The following is an 11,324-nucleotide window of genomic DNA, read 5'->3' as shown; positions in this document are numbered from 1 at the left end:
GTGCGTAAATTATTTAAGAAAAGTTTGAAAAGTAGCCTATATATGGCAATCGTCTACATGGCAATTACGTTTATGATAACACTCTTGTATCAATTAAGTCCGTTTATCTGTGCAGTTAGGCGGTTTGCTATCTGTAGGCCAGCAGCATCATCTTTAGCGCTATTGATTCTAAGTCCTGACGAAAGCCTTTGATAGGTAGTATTAAGCTGATTTTGTAGGTTAGTGATGTTCCGTAGTGTCTTTAGTGATGTGACGTTAGTATTCACATAAACTGGCATAGGCGTCTCCAGAACGTACATTAATCTCTTTTTCAACCGCCATGCATCATCATGTAGTTTAGAAGATGGCAAGCGGTGCATATCTCGTATATATCATCGTTACACATAGCGCTAAATAAAGATCACTCGGGCCAATAATGGATTGTCTTCTCAATGATAGTAGATGCTAACTAGTGCGGGCGCTGCAAAAGCAATCATGTCTGCGTGCTTATTGTAATATTGCGCTGACAGCAATACTTACAAGCTTGATGGAGAAGATGTCAATGAGGCTAAGGATGTCTTTGCAATGGAAAGCTGCAAATAAAAAAGGTCCGACCCCGTAAGGAGTCGAACCTTTTTTAAGCTGTTAATAGCTATTCTTATTTTGCTTTGAGTGCTAAAGCAAAGAACTTAGTTGCTTCCTCATGGCGACTCAGGCGCTCATTAAGCTCGGCTGCGAGTAAGTACAGATCGCGGCTCTTGGTATGCTCTAAAGCCTGCTTTAAGTGTGCCTTAGCTTCAGTAAGCTTATCAGACTTCATCTCGAGGTTAGCTAAAGCCTTGAGCAGTGGCACATTAGTAGAAGAACCAATTGTGTTAGAACCGCCTTGCTTAGTAAGCTCCTCTAAAACCTTAGGTGAAGCAGCGTCCCAAGTTGCAATTGACTCTAAGATAGCTGGGTCTAAGTTGCGGCGGATAATGTCCATGGTGTACTTGCTTGCCTGAGCAACATCACCAAGCTCGACGAGCTTAGAAACTACAGGAGCCATAATGCAAGCATTGTGACGCTCTGCGCGGTCAAGTGAGCCAATCATGACATTGACCTTGTCTATTGTGTCTGCAGTGCTTAAGAAGTGGCTAGTGCAGCGGGCAGTGATCTTAGCAGCCTCTTCATCATCAATAATGCGCTGCTTCTTTAAAGCAGGTAACAGGCTGTAAATCTTGTCGAACTTGCCTTCGTGCTCATAGCACTCGTATAAGAGCTTGGTAGTAACTGCGCCAGAGTAATTCTCTTTCTTAAGAGCCTCGAGGTTCTCAAGAGCAGCCTCGTTGTTACCAATCTTTAAGTTGAGCTTTGCTCTTAAGAGCTTGCAAGCAATGTCAGAACCATCAGAGGCATGCTCAGCACGATTTAAGAAAGCTCGGCACTTTTCTAAGTCGCCTAATTCAAAAGCTGATTTTGCGCCTAAGAACAGTACGTTGATTGGCAGTTCATCTTCAGAGCCAGACTTCTTAATTAAAGCTAAGGCACGAGCATAAGCGCCTTCTTCATAAGCTAAGAAAGCTTCGTTTTGTAAAGTCTGATGCTTGATGTTCTTGCGGTTTGAGAAGAAGCGAGCAGTAGACTGTGGAAGCTTTATAGAACGGCTGATGATGTTTACAACTACATGCAGCACAAAGAAAGCGACAAATAAAATAATGATAGCTGTAGTAAGAGAGCTTTCTACAATATAGCTATTAGTGGCAATATGTACAAAACCCTGAGAATCAGCTAGGCGCGGACCTACAAAGACCGCACCGCACAGTAACGCAACGGCGATGAGGATCTTAATCATAGATTACTTACCTCTGCCTAATAAGTGCTCACGTGCATAAGTTGAGAATGCACCAGCACTCTGTAACACATCAGGGGTCTGAATGGTGATTTCGCTCTTAGATAAGGTATCGAGCATCTCAATAGTATTCTTAACTACTAAGCTATCAGTGTCGAAGTAGGTGTTGATAAGGCCAACTGCCGCATTGAGGTTAGACTGCATGGATTCCTTATCGCCATGAGACAAGTCAGCCTTGGCAAGTAAGATACGGGTCTTGATATTCTCACGCAGATACAGATCCTGCTCTGGTGTTAAGAACTCAGTAGCAGCTTCGGCATTACGACGACGAATCTCAACAAAACGGGAAGCAAATTGATTAGCGGAGTTGAGTAAGTTCTCCTTCCAATCAGCGAGGTTTTCAGTAGTCTGCTCTGCCTTAACCATAGCAGCTTCACGAACCTTAGGATCTGAGTAGCCCTCAAGTACGAGCTTATCAACATTGTCATAAGCACGATCAAGGTCTAAACCTAAACCGCGCATATCAACCTGAGCAATATTCTTTAAGGTAGAGATATCCTGAGAGATGGTCTCACGCAGAGCAACAACCTTCTCATCCTCAATGCCAACGAGCAATTCATCAGCCTGAGTCAGCATCCAAACAGCTGCCTTGATGTCTTTTTCAAAGACAGCCTTGGCTTGGGCATTGTTTACTAAGAAGTAAGCCTCAGCAAGCTGCCAATCATATGGATTGCGGCTTTGGAAAGTATCAATCTTATCGGAAAGCTCACTGACGCTCTTGCCTTGAGCCTGTTGGGCAGAAATCAGGCTGTTAACAGTCTGAGCTAAGCTCTGATAATTCTGGGTTAAAGTGGTGGTGCTTTGCTGCAGGGCGGCATTGTTATGCTGTGCAGTCTCTAAAAGATTAGCGCTCTGCTCGATACGATTAATAGAATCGGTAATCTTGCTTTGAGCATTGGCGTAATCATTGTTGATAGCAGCAAGCTTCTGCTGGTTTTGGAAAGCGGTATAACCTGAAAAACCTGCGGCGCCTAAGGCGATTAAGGTAACGATCCAAAGGAGGCCAGTTTTTCCGCCTGAGGAGTTGGCAGCCTTAGTGCTAAGACGGTATTCGAGTTCTTTTAACTCTGCCTTGCTAACGTAAGACGGTTGTGAAGAGTTTGAATTATCCTGAGCAGCAGTCGAAGTGTTGGCCTCGACCTTCTGTAAGGTGCTTTCGGTTGTGGACGTTTCTTTTACCATTTTGATCCCTGCGTGGGTCTTGTTTAACAACTTCGGGCTAGAAAACGCGATGGATTTAAATTTAAAACCATCGTATTGCCAAGCTCATGTCAAAAGAGCACTTAATCGTGTCTCTTTGAGTCGGGCGCAAAGCCCGAAGAAAGACCTTATGGTCAGAGGCCGACATGGCTATGAAAGTACTGCTTGTACAGGCATAAAGCTTAGCTTTGCCCTTGTAGGCAGACTTACAAGCCTGGCTAGCTAAGCTAACTTACAAAAGATAGCTTAGCTAGATTAGCTAATTTAAGCCGATGTCTTTCTTTAACCAAGCGCTCGTGCGCGGTCCAAATGTTGATTATCAACGTAATCTTTGCGCCGCAAGTTCTAAAGACTCATATTCAGCCTGTAGATCTTGTAGCTGCTTAGACATTTGAGATTCGAGTTTATCGTACTCATCAATCTCATCTGTCACTTGGGCACTCTTTAAGACCTTACTTTCACTAATAAGTTCATCAGCATGGTGCGTAATGTCGATCACTGTCATAAGAAATTTGATCTCTTAACGGTGTTAATGGTTCTAAAGCAATTTTATGAACCATGGACATGAGTGCTATTTAAGTAATGTTGCTGCGTTGGCATCAGTTACAAAGGTACGCTCAAATCGAGGCTATAAGATGATAACTCACCTTGATTGAGCCCATTATTGCACAGCAAAGTGAAAGCAATTTTGAGCAATTGTAGAGGCCTAACGGCACGCAAACTAAACTCGAATTTTACCACCAATTGACCTGTTAAATCTGTGGCGGACAGTACAACTTGTCATATTAAGTGGAACTTTTGGGCAAAAGTGTGTGGTGAGTCATTGTGTTTAATTGCCTAAAGGGTGACGGTGCACTTGACTTATCTTGCTCACCCTTCGTTTTACGCAATCTTTTCTCGCTGTATAAAACTATGGTTAGCGTGCACAGCATAAGAACCAAAACTGCATGTCTCACAGGAGCAATTAACAGCACTGCAGTTGTGCGCCAAATACTTTGGCAAAATCTTTATGGCCAACATATCATCTATAGCATGGCCATAAGCTTGTCTAGGTTATAATACTAATCTTAGATCCTGATGCTCATACTATGAGTTTAAAGCTGCAACTAAGGCCGTGCATCAAGCCTATTGTTGAGTTTGATCCGTATATGAGAGCCGGATTGGTGATTGGCATTGTGGTGATGTTGAATGGTTTATATTCCAAAGCAACAGATATTGACGAGATTTAGGCGCTATAAAGCTCTTAATGAGACGCGTCTTGAGAGATCTTTGTCTTTAATGAACCATGACACGCGCTTTTGCCTCGCCATCGTTCCTGTACTGCTGCATTACAACCATGTCAATCTGCCTGGCTATCGTGAAGGCTATATACCACATGGTATTGATCTTTTTACCCTCAATGATGTGCAGCGTCGCTATTTAGATGACACCATCTTACCTGGCACCCCGCCGCTTCAAGAGCCAAAAGAACATGCCATCTTAGGTCTGTATGCTATGGGTTCGACTTCATCTTTAGGTCAGACCAAAAACTCAGACGTAGATATTTGGGTATGTGTCAAAGCCTCATTATCTGAGGCAGGCACCAAAGCGCTGCAGGATAAGTGTCGTTTCATTACTGATTACGTAAAAGCTCATAATGTTGAGCTCAATCTGTTTGTTACCCCAGAAGATCGTTTTACCAATTTCCAGCCAGACAGTCTTGATGAAGAGAACTGCGGTAGTGCGCAAAACCTCTTCTTGCTTGATGAGTTCTATCGCTCCTCTATACGTCTGTGTGGTCGTTATATTCTGTGGTACCTCATATCGACTACTGAAGAAGAGCAGTCTTACCAAGCCTATGCCGACTTCTTAACTAAAGGCATCTCTGGTATGCCTGCATTTAAAGATGGACGCATAGCAAGGGATGATCCTTATGAGAGCAAAGTAAGATCGGCTCTTAGCAGTCAAGTCGATCTAATCAACAATGCTGATGTCTCAACTCCAGATGAAAGGTTGATTAGCAGCGTTACACCGCTCATTTCTGTCTGCCCAATTCTAGCTAATCAAACCCACTTTTTAGCCCAATCAGCTTTTGATGTGCACCCGTTCTCTAAGAGGACACGCAAGTATAATGATGCAGCATTTACTGATGCCCTTAATGGTTCTGCTAGCCATGCTTTATATGGTCCGCAAGGATCACTAGATCCTAATACCGTGACCTTTACCTCTAATGAACAAAAAGAAATTGGTTTAGGTTGTTCTTCAGATGGTCAAACTAGGCTAGAAAATGAATTCAGCGACATTGATTTTACTGCCCGTGCCTGCTTTGATTACCCATCGGCTAATCAAATGCCGCAAGCACACCCACATGTGATTCGTACTGTACCTAAGATTAACTTTGTATCTCTTGATGATAGCTCTCAAAGATCCACCATTAAGCGTAAGTACATGAGTCTCATTAATAATGAGGCCACTTCCACTCACAGTCTGAATAAAAATCACATCCAAAAGGGTTTAGGCAAGGCAGTAAGCAAGCTTGCATCCTACTATCAAAGCCGTATTGCATCTTCAACTAATCATCACGTCAAAGATTCTAATGACACTAGCGATCCGCAGCGATCTGAGATCGTTTCAGGAGCAACTAGTCAAGATGCGGCGTTTTTCGACGATTCATCTGCACACCATGGTTTGCCTAAAATAAAGGCCCCACAAGGGGGATTGTCTACAGTCAATCTCTTTGAAGATCGCACCTTACAGAGTGATAAGTCTCGTGGCGAGAGTTCAGATGTGTCTTTAACCCACATGAATGTACTCATGTCGGTTAAAGGTACAACCTCTAGTGGTGATCTCTTATCAAGCTTAGAGCTTAATCATATTGAATATGGGCCAAGTGACTCTAGCTCTGATAAATTTATCAGTTATGCCAAAGGCGCGTTTTGTAGTATTGAGCTGCCCTCGCACACTGGCTCTTTTGTCGATTCACAAAATGATATGCGAATCGAGCTGAGTGCGCAGGTTTCTATTTCTAATAGCGGCAATTTAGATGCTTCATTAGATAATAAAGAAGATATTGATAACAGCGCATCATTACGCCATGAACAGTGGCAGCAAAGTGGCGATAACAATAGCTACGATGCTTTTCAAGGTCGTCATAGAGTTACTTATGACGGTCACGAGCATAATACTTGTGCAGTAGGATTTTCTGAAGGTGAATACTTAGGCACCGACTTTGTTAATAGCGCCGACCATTCAGTAATGGATCGCGTTCTTAACCTTAAAAGATCGGAGCACTTATTAAATGATCTTTCTAAGCAGCAAGCCCAAGATTCACACTCAACAGCAACTAAGCTTGCGCCTTCTACTCACAACGCTGCACTACATGTACATAACATAGAAGCTACAGCAACTGTATTGCCGGAGGACAATGCAGCAGATGCTGCCAAAGATCATGATGGAGTAGGCAGTAAAAATACTGCGGAGCATGCAGCTAGAGACGAGATCATTAGTGAGGCTCATAGCGTCAATGTCCTCACCGCTACTAGCGATGCTAAAGCCCATGACAATAGCTATGCGCATGATAATAGCAATGCTAATTCCCGTGATATTAGCTATGCGCATAATAATAGCGATGCGCATGACAATAGCGAAGCTCATGCCGGCCATGACGAGTCAAATGAGACAAATACAGGCCATGCTGCTAAAAATGAAATAAAGAGATACCATGCTGCAGCGATAGGCTCTGATGAGGTAAATAATGCTAAGGTGCTAGGATTTGACAGTATTTCAGATGCTGTTAATAGCTCTTTTATCTCGCGCAAAGAGTATTTGGTAAAGGGCCGTAGCCGTAATGTCTCTGCTGATGATGTCAAAGAGAATAATGGATCTAACCACAATACTTTAGAGGAGGGTACTGACGATAATGGAAGTAACTATAAGCCTCACCATAGTATTCGCGGCATTACTGTTACCGGAGAACTTTTAGCTGCCCCTCAAAGAGATCTTGAGCTTAATAAAAGCTCCTCAGAAAATGATGGTGCGCACACAGATCTTGATGGAAGTAAGGACCCTGACCTTAATGAGGGTAAGGACGCAGATCAGCACCCTCATCTTGATCAGAGCAAGCATGCCGATAGTGATCTTGAAGAAATCTATGAGGGCTATGAGCTAGGCGATGATCTTACGGAGGAGGTGGAGGATGATGCTATCTCCAAGCTCGAACGCGAGGCGGCAGTGCTTGCTCGTGCTAAGTCTATACGTAAGATGCGTGCTGCGCGGCGCAATGAGGCTGTAGCACGCGCTGGTGCCATGATGGCCAAGAAGATTTCTGGCGCGAGCGCCTTAAACAATCTCTTCTCCAAGCTCTTTCCTAATTCAGATGCGGCGCATGGCACTAAAGATCTCACTTTAGATGATGCATCTGTCTCATATGATGAGTCATTATCAAGCAACATATCCACTCAGCCTACTTACATTGCTGCTATAGACACCTTTTCACAAAAGGGTACTTATAAGCAAAGTCATGGTTATGCTGTAGTCAGTGCAACTACTGACTATGCATTAAATGATTGCTCTGAGCGCCAACGCTATATACGCCAAACTCGTGATGAGGCTGTACATGGTTACCCAGGTTTTGATGCGGCTATTGAGCGAGATAGTAGATACCATGCAGTACTTAGCATGGAGCTTAACAAGAGTTTAAGTAAGCAAGGTCTTACATCTAATATCCAAGATGGCGCTGAGTTTTCAAGCCCAAGCGCCTTAAGGCGTGACTCAATAAAAGCCCGTCTCAATAGTGATTTATATAATGATGTAACTGCATCAGCACAAGCTAGAGATTATCTGTCTAACCATGCAGATCAGGCCTTTGCTCAGCTACATTCACACAAAGACGCTATCAATAATTATGATGGCAGTTCAGATGCTTATATATATGGTCATCCTTCTTTTGGTCAAGAAGGTGAGTTTGCTAACGGTCCTTTATCATCCGATATTCCAATGGGAGAACATAAGGAATCTAGCAACTTTAGCCCAAATATAGGCCTCCTTACCAATGCTCAGGCGCAGCAAGATCAAAATGATTTAGGCGGACTTTCTTATGAATATTCCGTTGCAGATATGTCTGAGCATAGCAGCAATGATGGTGATCTCGATAACTCACTAGTAGCACAAGCATCTGTGCTGCAAGAGACTGGCAATTCACTGCTCAAAGAACATAGCTTAGAGCCTTCACATCGTGCCTCTGTGCACAGCTTAGCAAAGAGTGGATCATGGGCAAGCATAGCTTTGTCTAAGATGACCAAACGAAATATCTTAGATCGCGGTGCGTACAGTGCTAATAATCTTAGCCATAAAGGCACAATCGATGTTTCCAAGTCAGTATATTCCCATGGCCAGGAGAGCAAGGTTCAAGGACGTGCTTCTTTATTCAAAGGTGCCGCTTTTGCCGATCGTCGTGCTTTAAATAGAGGCAAGGTAAAGCCTGTTATCAAGCATGACAATGCCATGGATCATGAGGGATCAGACAATAGAGTCTCAGGACTAGAAAGACTAGCAGCAGCTATGGGCGTTACCCCAATGCCATTTTTGGGGGTTAACTTCCAGGGCATGCAAATGGACGATTATGCCAATAGCGTGCTTGCAGATACGGATGGACTGCTTGATGATAATGGCTTAGATCTAGGCCGTAAAGAAGGTACATTGGCAAGGTTAAATCCAAGCTCTAATCAAAGCGTAGCGTCTGTGCAAATGTACGAGGCTTATCATGGTGATGCTAGCATGGCATCTGCCACTCCTTTATCGATATTCTCAAGTGACAATGCTGCCTCCTCAACCATTGGCAATATTAGTGCTCAGGCAACTAATGCAACTGAAGTGCGTGATCTCTTTGTAAGATCAAAAGCTAATGACAGTCTTTTAGGAAACTTAAAGGTTTCAGATCCAGCACATAAAGCCGCGCTTGGTTCATCATTGCGAGCTCAAAGATATGCGACTAGATTAGGCGGTTCTAAAGCTCATTTAAATAAAGATCATTTAAGAGGAATTACTACTTCTGCCTATAGCATCTCTAAAAAGCATGGCATTGGTGTTCATGCTGTTGATGTAGGCGCAAATGGTCGTGGTGGCGTCTTTAGTGAGGGTTCTCGCATGCGCGAGTATGTAACTCACGATCAGAGCTCTACAAGTTGGGTGCAGTCTAGCGCCAAGACAGGGGGCATTCAGACTGCCTATCCTGTTAGATCTTATGGTGCTGTCCTATCTTCAGATGAAAGTATTAAAGCTGCCGCTTTAGATGGCTTTAGAGAGTATGAGGCACCGCTTAATCCTGATGAGTGGTTTGACTTTGGATCTGTAGTCTTTAGTTCTCCAACTGAGTACTTTGGCTCAGGTCTGTGGCTTCTTTATAAGGCCATTGAGTCTCCGCTAAAAGTGGTGCTTAAGATCTTGCTCATGGAGGCATACTCATCAGACTATCCAAATACCAAGCTGTTATCGAGCGAGCTTAAGGATTATATGCTTTCGCATGATGGCTACAGTATTGATCTCGACTCTTATTATCTGATGTATCGCAGAGTCTCTGACTATTTGATCGCGTCAGGATCAGACAGCCGTCTGTCTTTAATGCGTAAGTGTTTCTATTTGAAGATCTTCGATGGTGTAGGCGCTTCTAATCATTCGCACCGTGATGATGGTACGCTAAAGCGTGAGCTGTTAACTAAGTTCGCCCGTCGCTGGGGATGGAATGATAGTTTTGTCTCTGATATTGAGCAATTCTCATCTTGGAAATTAGATGAAGTGCGTGGCTTTAACCGAGAGGTGTATACCACTCTGCTTGAGAGCTATTTAGCACTGCTGCGCTTCTCGATTCGTCACGGCATTGAATACGCGATTACATCTGATGATGCAGCGATCTTGTCACGCAAATTATATGCAGCTTTTGATCGCTACCCAGGTAAGATATCAGTAATGCACACCTCCTTTAGTAAGAATCTTGAGGAGTTGCATCTTACTTTTATTACGCCATCTAAAGGTAGCATCTGTCGTCGTGGCTGGCATATGTATACCGCTGCAAGCGATGATGTAGCTTTATTAAACCTGAAGGTCGCATATATAGGATCTCGTTTAAGTGAGGTCGTTACATGGGCTTGCTTTAATGGCTTAATGACCTCTAGAACTACAGCATATATCTCAGGTGCGCCTACAGTAGTGACACCTCGTATGATTAAGCAGCTTGCCACCGATATCATGCGTGTAATTGGTAGCAAACGAGGTCGTGTAACCGAACGTAATTTGCAAAGTACCTCTAAGCTTGTAGCGTGCTTAGTTGTACTCAATCTTGAGCAAGACGAAACTGAGTTGTACAAGAATCAGATCTTAGATACTGACTATGGCTCAACTTTATCTTGCGGTAGACAACGAGTGTGCCTTGTAGGCTCTATTGACTTAGTGCTTATCAACAGTTGGGGTGAGATTCGTTCGATTACCCTGCCAAGTGGTGAAGAGGGTGTAGTAGAGTTACTCGCTACTTTATTACGCATTTTGCGTAATACCACTGAAGTAGGCCAAGAAGATGAATCGGTAGCTGCTATGCTAGAGACCATCGAGGTGTGCTCATATGCAATAGCCTACCAAGATCTGATTAAGTACGATCTTGAGTCCGTGCTGCGTCAGGTATTTAACTGCTTAAGCTCAAATAGCTCTAGTGAATACACCTTTGATGTAGGCAGAAATACTTATGTTGCCCGTGAGCAAGGTGAGCGTGGCGTCATTATCAATAAGAAGAGCTCAATTGCCTCAGGTGAGTATGATATCAGTGTGCTATCACGCTATGGAATGCGCCCTGAGTTTGCTTTGCAGGTTCCTCCTATCATTGATCGTTACGCAACTGCTGGCATTATGCAGTACTTCTTTATTCCAGGAGTTAAAGATAGCTGCCACTGGGATATCTACATCGTCAATGAGCGTAATGAAGTGACGATTTATAACGATTACATTGGTTCGCGCGCTACTTTAGTAAATGCCATTAACCGCTTCTATACAGAGCAGTCACGTAATCTTTCTAATATCACTGCCCGCTTCAATCTGCCGCAGTACTTTGTCTTAAGTAAAGATCTTAAGGCCATTCATCCATTCACTATTCGCAGTAATCCAGACTAAAAGGTAAGCCATAGTGCAGCGCAGAACACGAGTAGCTGCAGCTTATCGCATTTTACATCTAGCCTCCCATGGCCATTCATTGGCGCTTTTCAAAAAAACAAGCAAACAAGCAAACAACAGC

Annotated in this window: 4 protein-coding genes and 1 pseudogene; 1 reads left to right on the top strand and 4 read right to left on the bottom strand. The window is 43.5% G+C overall.

Going from position 1 to position 11,324, the window contains the following annotated elements:
* Positions 1-92 precede the first annotated feature (92 nt).
* The 4 genes and pseudogenes from H524_RS0105735 to H524_RS0105720 all read right to left on the bottom strand — a co-directional run.
* Positions 93-278, bottom strand: a pseudogene (locus tag H524_RS0105735) (flagellin N-terminal helical domain-containing protein); the annotation flags it as partial.
* A gap of 359 nt (positions 279-637) precedes the next feature.
* Positions 638-1,813: a heme biosynthesis HemY N-terminal domain-containing protein gene (locus tag H524_RS0105730; protein ID WP_027939535.1), complete on the bottom strand. Its 1,176-nt coding sequence runs from the start codon at positions 1,811-1,813 to the stop codon at positions 638-640.
* A 3-nt stretch (positions 1,814-1,816) separates the two neighbouring features.
* Positions 1,817-3,052 (bottom strand): uroporphyrinogen-III C-methyltransferase, encoded by a 1,236-nt coding sequence (locus H524_RS0105725; protein ID WP_027939534.1) that lies wholly within the window; start codon positions 3,050-3,052, stop codon positions 1,817-1,819.
* Positions 3,053-3,389: 337 nt separating this feature from the next.
* Positions 3,390-3,575, bottom strand: a complete 186-nt coding sequence (locus H524_RS0105720) for a hypothetical protein (protein ID WP_027939533.1) — start codon at positions 3,573-3,575, stop codon at positions 3,390-3,392.
* A 683-nt stretch (positions 3,576-4,258) separates the two neighbouring features.
* Between H524_RS0105720 and H524_RS0105710 the strand changes: the two genes are divergently transcribed.
* Complete coding sequence (locus H524_RS0105710) at positions 4,259-11,203, top strand: class I adenylate cyclase domain-containing protein (protein ID WP_084281673.1); 6,945 nt, start codon at positions 4,259-4,261, stop codon at positions 11,201-11,203.
* The last annotated feature ends 121 nt before the right edge of the window (positions 11,204-11,324 follow it).

Source organism: Anaerobiospirillum succiniciproducens DSM 6400, assembly GCF_000482845.1.
Lineage (GTDB): Bacteria > Pseudomonadota > Gammaproteobacteria > Enterobacterales > Succinivibrionaceae > Anaerobiospirillum > Anaerobiospirillum succiniciproducens.
Note: the sequence above shows the minus strand (reverse complement) of the source record. Positions and strands in the feature narration are given on the sequence as shown.